This window comes from Nocardia sp. NPDC050793, assembly GCF_040654065.1.
GTDB lineage: Bacteria > Actinomycetota > Actinomycetes > Mycobacteriales > Mycobacteriaceae > Nocardia.
Genome location: NZ_JBFAHG010000002.1, coordinates 507,545 through 520,735 on the forward strand (window position 1 = coordinate 507,545; position 13,191 = coordinate 520,735).

Annotated in this window: 10 protein-coding genes; 4 read left to right on the forward strand and 6 right to left on the reverse strand. The window is 69.3% G+C overall.

From position 1 onward, the window contains the following. Positions 1 to 9 precede the first annotated feature (9 nt). Entirely contained in the window at positions 10 to 1,701 is a 1,692-nt protein-coding gene (locus AB0H50_RS07835; protein ID WP_357449364.1) for a glycosyltransferase 87 family protein, read from the forward strand. Between the two features lie 192 nt (positions 1,702 to 1,893). Here AB0H50_RS07835 and AB0H50_RS07840 read toward each other — a convergent pair whose 3' ends face one another. Next, positions 1,894 to 3,480, reverse strand: coding sequence for a TerD family protein (locus AB0H50_RS07840; RefSeq protein ID WP_357448376.1), 1,587 nt, complete (start codon positions 3,478 to 3,480; stop codon positions 1,894 to 1,896). A 31-nt stretch (positions 3,481 to 3,511) separates the two neighbouring features. Next, positions 3,512 to 4,825 carry a TerD family protein gene (locus tag AB0H50_RS07845; RefSeq protein ID WP_357448378.1) on the reverse strand — a complete coding sequence of 438 codons (1,314 nt, stop codon included), beginning with the start codon at positions 4,823 to 4,825 and terminating at the stop codon, positions 3,512 to 3,514. Positions 4,826 to 5,002: 177 nt separating this feature from the next. On the opposite strand from AB0H50_RS07845, the gene AB0H50_RS07850 reads away from it, so the two are divergent. The 3 genes from AB0H50_RS07850 to AB0H50_RS07860 are packed head-to-tail and all read left to right on the forward strand — an operon-like array spanning position 5,003 to position 7,099. Continuing rightward, entirely contained in the window at positions 5,003 to 5,626 is a 624-nt protein-coding gene (locus AB0H50_RS07850; protein ID WP_097246425.1) for an AIM24 family protein, read from the forward strand. Positions 5,627 to 5,636: 10 nt separating this feature from the next. Further along, positions 5,637 to 6,332: an AIM24 family protein gene (locus AB0H50_RS07855; protein ID WP_357448380.1), complete on the forward strand. Its 696-nt coding sequence runs from the start codon at positions 5,637 to 5,639 to the stop codon at positions 6,330 to 6,332. 2 nt (positions 6,333 to 6,334) lie between these two features. Further along, positions 6,335 to 7,099, forward strand: a complete 765-nt coding sequence (locus AB0H50_RS07860; RefSeq protein ID WP_357449366.1) for an AIM24 family protein — start codon at positions 6,335 to 6,337, stop codon at positions 7,097 to 7,099. Between the two features lie 109 nt (positions 7,100 to 7,208). On the opposite strand, the gene AB0H50_RS07865 is transcribed toward AB0H50_RS07860, so the two are convergent. From AB0H50_RS07865 to AB0H50_RS07880, 4 genes are read right to left on the reverse strand one after another with little or no spacing between them, the layout of a single operon-like run. Further along, on the reverse strand, positions 7,209 to 8,054 hold the full coding sequence (locus tag AB0H50_RS07865) for an HAD family hydrolase (RefSeq protein WP_357448382.1): 846 nt from the start codon (positions 8,052 to 8,054) through the stop codon (positions 7,209 to 7,211). Next, the gene (locus tag AB0H50_RS07870) at positions 8,055 to 10,688 is read right to left on the reverse strand and encodes a phosphoribosyltransferase (protein ID WP_357448384.1); all 2,634 of its coding nucleotides are present in this window, start codon (positions 10,686 to 10,688) and stop codon (positions 8,055 to 8,057) included. Continuing rightward, positions 10,685 to 11,896 (reverse strand): HpcH/HpaI aldolase/citrate lyase family protein, encoded by a 1,212-nt coding sequence (locus AB0H50_RS07875; RefSeq protein ID WP_357448386.1) that lies wholly within the window; start codon positions 11,894 to 11,896, stop codon positions 10,685 to 10,687. Before AB0H50_RS07875 ends, AB0H50_RS07870 begins: the two co-directional genes overlap by 4 nt. Before the next feature lie 13 nt (positions 11,897 to 11,909). Beyond that, positions 11,910 to 13,133, reverse strand: coding sequence for a hypothetical protein (locus AB0H50_RS07880; protein WP_357448388.1), 1,224 nt, complete (start codon positions 13,131 to 13,133; stop codon positions 11,910 to 11,912). Positions 13,134 to 13,191: the final 58 nt, after the last annotated feature.

The following is a 13,191-nucleotide window of genomic DNA, read 5'->3' on the forward strand; positions in this document are numbered from 1 at the left end:
GGCCAGGCCGTGCGCTCCGGCGGGGGCTCGGGCGGCGGGACACACTACGCGGCGCCCGCGCCGTTGGCGCCCGACCTGCGCTCGGCCGATGCGCGGGATCGCCCGAGCCGCAACGATTCCCTCGCCGCGCAACTGAGCACCGTCGTCGGCGGGCCGGTGGGCGATCACGCGCTGATCGGCCGGGTCCGCTTCTGGACGCCGCTGCGGGTGATCCTCGCCTTCACCGTGGTGTTCCTGGCGCTGGGCTGGGCCAGCAAGGCGGGTTGCATCCAGCAGACCGAGGCGGGCAACGGCTCGCTGACGCTGGATTGGAACAACGGCCGCCAGTACGTCGCGATGTGCTATTCGGACACGGTGCCGCTGTACGGCGCCGAACGCCTCGACGAAGGCGCGTTCCCGTACAAGAAGGCCTGGGTCGAGCAGACCCCGGACGGCGGTCGCGAGACCAGGTACATGGAATACCCGGTGCTTTCCGGCTTGTACCAGTACGTGTCCATGCAGCTCGCCAAGACGTGGGACGCGCTGCCGCTGCCCGGCGCGCTACAGGTGGTCATCTACTTCAACGTCGTCGCGTTCGGCCTCGCCGTGGCCTGGCTGGTGACCGTGTGGGCCTCGGCGCTGCTCGCCGGGCGCCGGATCTGGGACGCGGCGCTCGTCGCGTGCTCGCCGCTGGTGATCGTGCACGCGTTCACCAACTTCGACCCGCTGGCGACCGCCTTCGCCGCCACCGGACTGCTCGCCTGGGCGCGGCGCAGGCCCGTGCTGGCCGGTGTGCTGCTCGGACTCGGCGGCGCGACGAAGCTCTATCCGCTGCTGCTGCTCGGCCCGATCGTGATGCTGTGCCTGCGGGTCGATCCGATGCACCGGGTGCCGAGCACCAGGATCGGACTGCGCATCCGCGATATCGACAGCCTGCGCGCGGCGCTGACCTGGCTGCGCGAAACGCCCTCCCGCATCCAGTTCTTCGGCTTCCGTCCGCTGGGCGCTGCCATCATCGCGGTGGTGGCCGCGGCGGCCACCTGGCTGACGGTGAATCTGCCGATCGCGCTGCTGTATCCGAACGGCTGGCGGGAGTTCTTCCGGCTCAACACCACCAGGCACGCCGACCCGGACTCCATCTACAACGTGATCACCTCGTTCACCGGCTGGCCCGGTTTCGACGGCGAACTCGACCACGGTGAGCCGCCGTCCATTCTGAACGCGGTCTCGCTGCTGCTGTTCGTACTGGCCTGCGCCGCGATCGCCTACATCGCCCTCGCCGCGCCGCGCCGCCCGCGCCTCGCCCAGCTGTGCTTCCTGGTCGTCGCGGCGTTCCTGCTGACGAACAAGGTGTGGAGCCCGCAGTATTCGCTGTGGCTGGTGCCGCTGGCCGTGCTCGCGCTGCCGCACCGCCGAATCCTGTTGGCCTGGATGACCATCGATGCGCTGGTCTGGGTGCCGCGCATGTTCTACTACCTCGGCCTCGACCGCAAAGGCCTGCCCGAGCAATGGTTCACCGGGACCGTCGTGCTGCGCGACCTCGCGGTGATCGGACTGTGCGCGCTGATCGTCCGCCAGATCTACCGGCCGGGCGAAGACCTGGTGCGCCGCGATTTCGTGGACGACCCGATCGGCGGCGTATTCGATCGCACCGCCGACCCACTGCTGCCTTGGCTGCCGGAGCCGTTGCGCCCCAAGGCGACTCTGGCGCGCACCGGCTAACCGTCACCGCACCGGCTGACCCGTCATCGCACCGGGTGACCTCTCACCCCAGCGGTTGACCCGTCACCACACCGGCCGACCCGTCAGCCGCAGCGGATCACCGTTGCAGCAGCGGCACGGCCGTGTGTCTGCGAGCGCGTCGGCGCCGCAAGCGGATTCGCGATGCGCCGACCGGCGAACGCGACCGCGCCGCTACTCCGAGCGCAACAGCTTCGCCGCCAGCTGCGGATCCCGCGGCAGCAGATCGAGTTCCAGCTGCCACGCGCTGCCGGTCCACGGATCGAACAGCGGCGTGTCCTCGACGGTCGGCAGATGACGGCAGGCCTGCGAGAGCGCCGCCACGGTACCGTCCGGCGATTCGGATTCGTCGCTGCCGACGATCACGATGGACAGCCCGATCAGATCGCCGCGCAGGGTCAGCGCGGAAATGCGTTGGGCGTCGGAGGCCTGGTACCCGTGCGGGAAGTCGGCGGCCAGCAGCACCCGATGCTCGGCGGGCGGGGTGAAAGCACCACTGGTGTAAGCCATCTCGGCCAGCTCCGCCGCGTCGACCAGGGCTTGCAGGCGCGGCGAGATCTCGCCGTGGTCGGTGATCGGCGGACCGTTGAGCACCGGCGCGAGCGGCGCGAGCAGTCCGGTGAACGCACCGGTCAGGTCGATGACATCGATGCGGGTGCGCTTGCCGGGATCGGATGCGAGCAGCCGGGCCAGCAGCGCGCCGACCACCGGAACCACCGCCGCCGACCGCTCCGTGTCGATCCACAGCGGCCGGGTCAGCGGCACCGGAACGCAGTACGGAATCCGCAGCGGGCCGCGTTCGAGCGCGTACAGCTCGCCGAGGCGGATGCCATCACTGACCTTGGCGTTGCCCTCCCATGCCGGTGACGACCAGGAGGCCAGCGCGGGCGGCAGCAACCGGTCGGCGTCGGCGAGCTCGCGCATCAGATGCTCGCTGTCGCGCCGGTGATTGCCTTCGGCGACGGCAACGAGTTCGTCGCTGCGCCGTTGCGCCTCACTGCGTTTCGCCTCGGCGATCGGCGTGTTCCTCGTCGCGGGATCGGAGACCGCGGCGGAGAGCTCCTCGTCCAGCCGTTTGGCGGCGTAGTCGCGTGCCGAGACGAGCGCCGCGGCCGAGCGCGCCGCGTCCTCGAAGATCATCCACAGCCGTTCCAGCCCGTGCGAGACCTCCAGCACGGGAGTCTCGGCCGGATGCTGGGACTGCCGGGGGCTTGCGATGGCCGCGCGGTCGCCCTCGGGATGCGGTGCGTGCGCGCTCGCGTCGGCTCCGCCGGACACCGCGACGCCGTGCGCGGGCAACAAAACCGGCAGCCCGCCCGCGTAGCCCTGACCGACGGCACGAACCTTCCACGCGTCGCCGCGCCGATAGACCTCGAGGCAAATCATTGCCGCCTCGCCAGCGGCGGGCAGGATTGCGAATTCGGCGGTGATCGTGCCGTTCTCGGCCAGCGACGCGGTCACCGGACCGAGCTCGCCGCCGCCAGGCGCGGCGGCATCGGCGCTGACCACCAGCAGCACCGCCTTGGCGTCGGCGCGCACCTCGGCCAGGGTGATGGTCACCTCGTCACCGGTCAGCGCGACGCCGCCGGTGCTCGGCTGGTTGTAGAAGACGAAGTCGACCGCGTCGAGAACGCGCAGGTTCTCCGCCACCACCAGTGCGGAAACATCCAGCGCGGTACCGGCTTTCACGCCGAATCGAAGCACCTCACCGGAAAGCGGGATGTTCTGGCCTGCCTTCAGCTGAATCACGTTGTCTGCCATGCTCTTCGCGAGTTACCCGGACAAGCCTTCCTCAGAGGAAGCGGCCCAGCTGGGGAATCGCCTCGCCGGGATGCTTGGCCGGGAAGCCCTCGCCGAGCGCCTGCATCTTCCAGTCGCCGCCGACCCGGAACACCTTCGCCATCGCCATCGCGGTGAACGCCATACCGCCCGCCATGGTGTACCTGGCGAGTTCGGCGTTGTTGGATCCGTCGACGAGGCGGCAGAAGGCATTGCGCACCTGCTCGAAGGTGTGGCCCTTGTAGGAGGTCACGATGAATATCAGCGAGGTGATGTGCGCCGGAATCCTGGTCAGGTCGACCAGGATGACCTCGTCGTCGCCCTCCCCCTCGCCGGTGAGGTTGTCGCCCTGGTGACGCACCGAGCCGTCCTTCGAGGACAGCTGGCCGTAATAGGCGTAGTCGGCCGGGTTGGCGTCGGCGAACATGATCACCGAGGCGTCGAGATCGATGTCGACCGTGCGGTTGCCGAACATCCCGCGGCTCTGCACCGGATCCCAGCCGAGACCCATCTTCACGAAGGTCAGCGCCTGGCCGCCTTCCTTGCGCAGCGTGACGCGCTGGCCCTTCTGCAAACTGACCGGGCGGTCCTTGCTCAGACTCACCTCGCCGGTGGGCTGCTGCGCGGTGGCCGGTCCGGGCGGCGGCGGGTAGCCACCGCCAGGCGGGGGCGCGTACCCGGGTCCGGGCGGCGGCGGGTAGGAACCGGTGGCCGCGGGCTGCGGCGACTGCTGGGCCGGGGACGTCGGCGGCGGATTGTGCGTCGGCTGTGCGACCTGGGTCTGCTGCGCGGTCTGGGTCGGCTGCGGCGGCGCCGCGGGCGCCTCGTCGACGGTGACGCCGTGGTCGGTGACGAGCGCGGCGAAACCGCCCGCGTAGCCCTGGCCGACGGCGCGCACCTTCCATGACCCCTGGCGGCGGTACAGCTCGAGCGCGATCACGATGGACTCGGAGGCGAGCCCTTCGATCCGGTACTCGTACAACTGATTACCGCTGGAATCGGAGACGACGGCGGTCGGCGGCGCGGACCTGCCGAAATTGCTGGAGGCGTCGTCGAGGGTGATCACCGCGCGGATCTGGTCGATATCGGCGGGCACCGCGTTCAGCGACACGGCCAACGAGGCGGGCTGGCCCGCCGGTGCGGGCTGCAGGTTCACGCCGGGGCCGGACGGCTGGTTGAAGAAGACGAAGTCCGCGTCCGAGCGGACCTTGCCACGCTCGGTCACCAGCAGCGCGGACAGGTCCGCCGGTGCCGACAACTGGACGGAGATCACCACGTCGTTGGTGGCCAGTGGACCGTTCTGGCCCTTGGCGAGTGTTGCGGACAAGGTCGACCCTTCGCTTGTCGGTGCGTACGGTTGCCACTCTACGAGAAACGGCCCGGCCACCGCCGGAGTAAACGCCGCGCACGGCGCAGCGAACCGCCTGTGTCCGTTACAGTGACCGCTGGCAGCGGAACGTGACGACGACCCATGTTCCCGAAGAGACAGCAGGGCAAACCCCAGATGGCACAACTTTTCGAACAGTCGAAGAAGGTGGTCGAGGCCCATCTCGCCGGAACGAGTGTCCGCGCGATAGCCGGGTCGATGATCGCCTACGAGGGAAACGTGCAGTTCAAGGCCGCCGGGTTCGGCGGAGGCGACGGCGTGCTCGCCGGGCTCAAGCGGCGCGCCACCGGCGAGAAGCTGTCGCTGATGGAATGCGGCGGGAACGGCAGGGTCTTCTTCGCGGTGAACGGCCAGCACGTGTCGGTGGTGAACCTGAACGGCGAAACCCTGCAGGTCGAATCGCAGCAGTTGCTCGCCTTCGCCGGGAACCTGCGCACCGACGTGCGTTTCGCGGGCTTGCGCGGCGCATCGACGGGCGCCGGGTTGTTCACCACCACCGTCACCGGGCAGGGCCAGGTCGCGCTGCTCTCGGCGGGCGGGCCGCTGATCCACCTCGAGGTGTCGCCGCAGTATCCGCTGGTGGTCGATCCGGACGCGTTCGTCGCGGCGCAGGGCAATCTGAACCAGTCCTTCGTCACCGACGTCTCCTGGCGGACCATGGTGGGTCAGGATGCGGGCGAGGCATTCTCGCTGCGCTGGGAAGGCCAGGGCGTCGTGTTGATCCAGCCCGCGGAACGGTAAGGGGCAGGGGATGTTCGAGAAAGTCAACGGCAAGGTCGTCAAGGTCGACGTCGGCATGGCGGGCGGCGTGGTCGCCCGCAGCGGCGCGATGCTGTTCTACAGCGGCGACATCTCCTTTGCGCCGCACCAGATTCCGGGTGCGCAGGGCATGGGCGGCGGCGGCCTGATGGGCATGGCGGGCCGGATGATGGCGGGTGAGCACGAGCGCACCATGCTCGCGCAGGGCAACGGCCAGGTGCACTACGGCTTCGCCGGGCTCGAGGTGCACGTCGTGCAGATGCAGCCGGGCGCGTCGCTGCGAGTGGAAGCCTCACGGCTGCTTGCCAATACCGCGGGTCTGCAGAGTTCGATCGTCTCGGTGGCGAGTTCCGGCGGCGGCGGCGGTGGCGGCGGGCTGATGGGCGCGCTGCGCGGCGCGGCGTCCGGCGCGCTGACCGGACAGGGCATGTTCACCACGCAGTTGTCCGGGCACGGCGCGGCGGTGCTGCTCGCGCACGGCGGATTCCTGGAACTCCAAGTGGGCGGGCCGAATCCGGTCGTGGTCGACCCGCAGGCTTTCGTCGCCGCGTACGGCAATGTGCAGACCGAATTGAAGACCGCGCTGAGCTGGCGTGACGCGGTCGGGCGCGGCTCCGGCGAGGCGATGCAATTGCATTGCGTCGGACAGGGAGTCGTCTACGTGCAGGCATCGGAAGAGAAGCTGTGACCATGGCCCAGATCCACAACCCGATGACGCTCGGCGAGAGCGACAACATCCCCGGAAACAGCTACGCCTACTGCATCGACCTGAACAAGCCGTGGTTCATGCGCAAGGGCGCGATGATCGCCTACTACGGCCAGATGAACTTCCAGCTGCTCACCCACGGCCTGCACGGCGGGCTGATGCACATGGTGTCGCAGCAGTTCTCGGCGCCGCTGTTCACCAACGACTACGTGGTGGCCGAGGGCCACGGCAAGCTGATCATCGGCGACCGCGGCTACGACATCAATTCCTTCGACCTCGACGACGGCAACCTCACCATCCGCGCGGCCAACCTGCTCGCCTTCGAGCCGGGTCTCGCGCTGAAGCAGTCGATCGTGCCCGGGTTCCTCACTCTGATCGGCACCGGCAAGTTCCTCGCCTCCTCCAACGGTCCGGTGATTTTCGCCGAGCCGCCGCTGCGGGTGGACCCGGAATCGCTGGTCGGCTGGGCCGACTGTCCCTCCCCCAGCCACCACTACGACCACCAGTGGGTCTCCAGCTTCCTGGCGGCGGGTGCGGCGCGCTTCGGCGTGAACTCCGGCGAGGAGCGGCAGTTCGACTTCACCGGCGCGGGAACGGTGCTCATCCAGTCCAGCGAGAAGGTCATGAGCGACTCGGCGCTGGTGCGCACGATCGAGGGCCAGCTGCAGAGCGGCGTCACCGTCGGCGGCCTGCAACGCCTCCAGGGTGTGATCGCCCAGCAGCTCGCGGGTCAACAGCAGCACTACTGAGTTCACGGACCGGCGCGACGTCCGAGCCGCGCCGGTCAAGTGCCGCGAGCATTGTCGGACGAGGTCCGACCTCGAAACCCGCCGCGGACGGCCGGGAACGATGCCGGAGCTATGTCTCGGCGGCGGGCGCCGACTTGATGAACCAGTTGATTATCTCCTCGCCCGCGAGAATGCCGCTGGCGCGGGTGATGGTGAGGTTCGGACTGGTCCAGTTGAGTTGCTCGAGTTCGCCGTGCCGGGGCCGGATGGCGGAGTCGGCGGCGCGGAGCATTTCGGCGTCCAGCGCGCCGTCGCCCGCGGCGAAGGTCTTGGCCACGTCGGTGAGCTCGCCGGATTCCATCAGGCGGCGGCGCACCTCGGCCACCGCGATGCTCTTGCACACCGTTTGCGGCATCGTGTAGATCTTGCGGCCCTGTTGGGAGGCCGACCAGCCGCGCTCGCGGCACCAGTCGTCCCATTCGGCGAGGAACCCCTCGGGCACCGCCTTGGGTTTGACCACCAGATAGCAGAAGAGATGGTCGGCGACGCGGAATTTGGTGACCCACGACTCGTCGATCCTGGCGCGCAGTTCCGCGCTCACCTCGGAGAGGGTGGCGCCGCTCTGACGGACCTTCACGTCGATGTCGATGCGCCAGCGCATGTCGGGGACGCCGTCGACCAGGATGTTGCCGCCGTTGCTCGTGATGGCGTAGCGCCAGGGCGCGCCCGGCAGCTGAATCCGGTTGAACTGCTTGATGGTCCGCGTGGTCGTCGGGATGACGGCCGCCGGTTCGGTGAGCGTCTGCATGCGCAGCGCCGCCGCCGTCGTCATGAACGACAGCGGCGCGCCCTCCAGATGCTCGACGCACACCGTCGGCACCTCCGCGGCGGTGCTGAAAGCGTTGCGCGAGTAGATCATCGTGCGGTCGAGATCGGTGGCGACTAGCGCTTGTCTTCGCGGTCTTACCAAGAGCATCTACTTCGGTACTTCCTTGATCAGTCCCATGCACGAGTACGCCAGATCGGGAACGACCTCGACAGGCACACCGCGCGCGGCGGCGAGCATTCGGATGTGCGCGTGCTCGGGGGCGTCGGCCGCACGGACCAGCACCCGCCACGGCACGCGCCGCAGCAGCACCCGGGTGGTCTCGCCGACCCCCGGCTTCACGAAATTCACACTGGTGATGCCGTATTCGGCACGCACCTGCTCCACCGAGGCCCAGCCGGTCCAGGTGGGCGTCCGGTCGGAGCCGAGCACCGCGGCGAGCTCGGCCGGCACCAGGGGGCGCACGGCGTCGAAGGCTCCTTCGACGGCCTCGAGCAGCCGATTCGAGACGTCGTCGCCTGCGAGTTCGCGGTAGAACTTCGCGCCGTGGAAATCGCCGGGACCGATGAGCGTGTCGTTCAGCACGGTCCGCGAAATAAGGCCCGACACAGTGGAATTCAGGCACGCGGAGGCGATCAGGAAATCGTCGCGGGTGCCGTAGGTCCGCACGCAGTGACCCGGGTCGGCAAGCACGGCCAGCCGGTCGTCGAACCGCGCGCCGCCCGCCGCGTGGTAGGCGTCGAGCGCCTCGGTCAGTTCCTTGGCGATCGCGCCCTTGCCGGTCCAGCCGTCGACGAACACCACCGAGGCCGGATCGTGATGGTGGGCCAGGTAATCCAGCGCGACCGCGTCGATGCCGCGGTCGCGCACGATGGACACCGCGTAGTGCGGCACGTCCAGACTCGGCAGCTGCGCGCCGCGCCCCGAGCGCAACCAGCGCTTCATCAGGATCCCGACCGGCGTGCCCGCGCGCGCGAGCGACACCAGCACAACATCATCGCCGCGCTCGGCGACCACCAGTTCCGAGACGGTCGCCACGGCGAGCGCCAGCCGTTCGGCGCTCTCGGCGAGCACCTGGTCGAAGAGGCTGCGATAGGCGGCGTCCGGCTGGTACTCGATCGGCAGCGATTCCGCGTAGTGCGCGACGCCCGCTTGGATGCGGCGCTCCCGCTCGGCCACGTCGGCCTCGAGATCGGCGTCGGACAGATCTTTGAGCAGCCAGCGCACCTCGCCGGCCGCGTACGACCCGAACTCGGGCCCGTACAGGGGGGCGGGGAACGGCCCGGAGAGCCGGGGTTCCCGTGTCGCTTCCGTCATCGTCTCCAATCCCACCGCGCTGTTCGTCTCGACCTCCCTGCCGACGGCGGCGACCTGCGCTTTCGCACGCCGCTCGACGTCCAACTTACGCGGATCGGCGCCGGGCACGAGCGCGACGAGCACATCCGCTCCCGACGCGGTGAGCACGTCGACCAGGCCGCCGTCGGCGATCAGCTCCGGCGTGTCGGCGGGCGGGTCGAGCACCACGATCAGGATCGGCTCGGCGGAGCGACCCTCCGAAGCGGGCTCTCCGTCGCCGCCGGCCGCGTCGAACGAGCCGTCGGCCGCATCGGCCGAAGTCAGCTCGCGCAGTTCCGCGTCGAAATCCTCTGGCCAGCAGGCGTTGTAGAGGTAGCGCGGCGCTTCGGCATCGGGTTCCGGTGCGACGAAACGGAATCCGCGCCGCAACGGGTACCCGGGCTCGTCCAGCACGTAGGCGGGCGAACGGGTGGTGGTCTGGTACCGGGTCGGAATGCCCGACTCGGCCAGCGCCGCCGCCAACCGCAGCGGCAGATACATCAGCTCCTCGTGGCCGAGCACGATGACCGGCCGATCCGGCGCGTCGATCGCGAGGCGCGCGGTCAGCACCGCGACCGCCCCGGCGACGGCCGATTCGAAGGCCGCGGTCTCCGCGTGCAGGATGCCGTGCCGCCCGCCTTCCGGCACCGAAGCAGGCCAAGGCAATTCGATTCTCCCGAACGAACCGCGCTGCGCCGTCACCGGATTCAACGCCGGATCGGGCATCGAGGTGACGGCTTCGACCAGACCGTCGGGCAGCTTGGTCAAACCCGAAGCCAGACACACGGTGTCGATGCGGGCGCCGAGCTCGGCCGCCGCGATCTCGAACCGGGCGCGGTCCTCGGCGGTGCGCATGTCCACCAGCGAGGCGAGCACGTAGTGCGAGCGCGGGGAGAACTCGTGCAGCGCGCGCACGGCGTCGATCGCCGTTGCGCCGGTGGAGATTTCGTCGTCCACCAGGACCAGCGGCAGCTCGTTGCGGAAGATCTCGGCGGGCGCGGGTTGCAGCAGGTGCGAGGTGGCGTGCGAGTGGCCCTCCTCGAAACCTGTCAGGGTGTCGGCCTCCGGCACGTCACGGCGCGTCGAATGCAGATAACACCTCGCGCCGATCCGCGCCGCCACCGTGTGGCCGAGACCCGTTGCGGTCTCGGCGAATCCGAGCACGACGGCATCCGCCGTCGCTCCGCCCGCGCGCTCGTCGAGTACAGCGCGCACCAGATCACCGAGTCGGTTGCCCGCGTCGAGCACCACCCTCGGGTCGGTGGGCAGGTGCTTGCCGAGCACCGTCGAGACCAGCAGGTGCGCCCGGCGCGGATTGCGCCGCAGGCCGGGCTCGATCAGCATCTCGATCGACAGCTCCGCGGGCAGCACGCCATCGGAGCTCGTGCCGTGGCAGGACAGGTGATGCAGTTCGATGCCGAGTGTTCGGGTAGCCCAGGGTCCACTCATACCTTCACCAACGCCGTGAGCAGATCCACGAACGACACTCCCTTGTTCGCCACGCCGAACACCCTGGCCCGCAGCAGCGTCTGGCGGGCCCAACTGCGGTGCGGGCGCATTTCGTTCATCTTGTTGCGGTAGCCCGAGGCAGCCACGCCGCCCACGTCGACCTGGAGGATGTCCAGCGCGTCGGAGTACTCCTCGTGCGACACCACCGACAGCGCGTGCACCGCGGCGACGTGCGACGGGTGGATCACCGTCTTGCCCTGGATGCCGTTGGCGCGGTCCAGCGTGATCTCGCGCAGCAGGCCGTCCAGATCCCGGCTGACCAGGTACTGCCGGAACGGCACCGCGTCGGACTCCTCGAACGGCGCGGTGCGCAGCAGCGGGCGGAACATCCGCTCGTGATCGGCGAAGTACTCCCACACCGGCCCGGTGATGACGAATCCGGTTCCGTCGGCGCGGCCCAGGTAGTTCACGATGTCGGCGATGACGTCCGCGACCACGCGCACGTCGTAGATGGTCAGGTCGCGGTCGCGGCGGATGCCGAAAGTCGAGCACATGTCGGTGGCGCCGACCCGCACCGCGAGCACCCGCTCCCGGTGTTCGGCCAGCATGGCCGCGATGTGCGTCAGCTCCTGATCGCGGGTCTGGCGGTGCACCAGCGCCGCCGACTCCAGCACCGGCATGCCGTAGAGCGGCCGCCGCAAACTCTCGACCGCGGACTCGAGCGCCTCCAAGTAATCCAGGCCGGTGCGGCTGTCGAACTTCGGGAAGACGAACCCGGTGAGCGCGGGCGCACCCGCCCCGAGCCGATCGACGATCTCGTCGATGGCGCCGGCCTCGCGCACACGAATGAACAGCAGCGGGTTGGGTTCCGGGCTCGCCGCCAATTCCGCCAGCGCGGTGACCGCCTGGCTCTTGGCGAATTCCACCTCGTGATCGGCGACGGCGTCTTCCAGATCGATCACCATCGAGCAGACGCCGCGCTCGGCGCGGCGTCTGATGGTCTCGGCGAGGTCGGGTCTGGTGGCAGGCGCGTACAGGGTGGCGCCCAGCCCGTACGCGAGCAGATCCCGGTCGGTGTTGTCACCGAACGGCTCGGGCTGCCGGTGGAACAGATGTCTGGCATCGGGGCCTTGCAGCTGCCGAAAGTGGCGCAGCGGCAGTCGCTTCCGCAGGGATACTTCCTGCTGGACGGCGACGGGAGCGGTCATCGGTGCTCCGTCCTCATTCTCGTCGTGGTCCTGCTTGCTTTCTCATTCGATCCACTACCCCGGCTATGAATTCGGTGACGGCATCGAGTTCCGCCACATAGGCCCAGTAATCGGGGTGCCGCCCCGACAGTGTTTCGGTGATTCTTTCGATTCGCTCGGCCTGGGCGTCCAGCACAGACCCCCATTCGCCCGCGAGGCCGCGACTCACCGCGAGCATCTGCGCGTCTCGCAATCTGAATCGTACGGCTTTGGCCTTGTCTTGCGGGTCCTCACGAACCGAGCGCAACAGCTCGAGCCGCTTGGTGACGGCGTCGATCAGCTGCTCGGCCCTGGCGAGGTTCCCCCGCGCGGTAGCGGTCAATTCAAGGGCTGACTCCGGGTTCTTCGCGACCGATGCGGCGCGCGCGCCGACGAGAGCTTCGGCGGCGGCATCGATGGCTTGCTGGCATTCCCGCCCATTGTTGGCCAGATCCGCCGAACTCGCAGCATTGAATTCCCGCAGCAACGCCGAGTAGGCGGGCCCGACCCCCTCGGCCCGGTTGCGCACCGCGGACAACCTGGTATCCACCGAGGTGAGCGCCGTATTCGCCGCCCCGAGCCGAGATGGGGCCTGCGCCAACGCTTCTGCCAATTCCTTGGTTGCGGCGTCCAACCGATTCGCGGCCGCGCGGACCGCACCCGATCCCGATCCGGCGCCGCTGCCGGCCGATTCCAGTGTGACCAGCGCCTCATCGACGGCGGCCGCGCGCAGGCGCACCGACGGATACTCGGCGTACTCGGAGTCGGCGGCCTGGCCGCGCACCGCGGCGGCCGCCACCTTCACCTGCTGCGCCAGCTGCGGCACCGACCGCACGATCGCGACGGCGTCCTCGAGACCGGCCTGATTGCCGCGATAGAACTCGTCCACCGCGCGGGCCGCGTCGACCAGCTGCCCGGTGACGGTATCGGCCCGCCGCTGACCGTCGGCGATCTCGGTCCCGTCCCGCTGCGCCGCCTCGAGTTCCTCGGTCAGCGCCAGATACGCGCCCGCCGCGTCGTAGCAGCGCGCACGCACCGGTTCCCACGCAGCGGGCAACCCGCGTTCGGGGAAGACTTCCCCCGACGCGTGCACCGCGGCCTCCGCCGCGCTCTGGCGCCGGTCCATGTCGAGGAACGCGTCCGCGAGTCCAGCCCGCGCGCGCTCGATCCATTCGCTGTTCCCGGACGACCGGAACCAGCCCCGCCTGCGCCCTACCACGCCCCGATGGTAGGAGATCTTCCTGTTCTCCGGGGTTGCCCCAGTTCCTACGCAAGTT

Coding starts and splice junctions, on each gene's coding strand:
- AB0H50_RS07850 (WP_097246425.1), top strand. CDS start 5,003: ATGGCACAACTTTTCGAACAGTCGAAGAAGGTGGTCGAGGCCCATCTC.
- AB0H50_RS07855 (WP_357448380.1), top strand. CDS start 5,637: ATGTTCGAGAAAGTCAACGGCAAGGTCGTCAAGGTCGACGTCGGCATG.
- AB0H50_RS07840 (WP_357448376.1), bottom strand. CDS start 3,480: ATGGCAGACAACGTGATTCAGCTGAAGGCAGGCCAGAACATCCCGCTT.
- AB0H50_RS07870 (WP_357448384.1), bottom strand. CDS start 10,688: ATGAGTGGACCCTGGGCTACCCGAACACTCGGCATCGAACTGCATCAC.
- AB0H50_RS07865 (WP_357448382.1), bottom strand. CDS start 8,054: ATGCTCTTGGTAAGACCGCGAAGACAAGCGCTAGTCGCCACCGATCTC.
- AB0H50_RS07875 (WP_357448386.1), bottom strand. CDS start 11,896: ATGACCGCTCCCGTCGCCGTCCAGCAGGAAGTATCCCTGCGGAAGCGA.
- AB0H50_RS07860 (WP_357449366.1), top strand. CDS start 6,335: ATGGCCCAGATCCACAACCCGATGACGCTCGGCGAGAGCGACAACATC.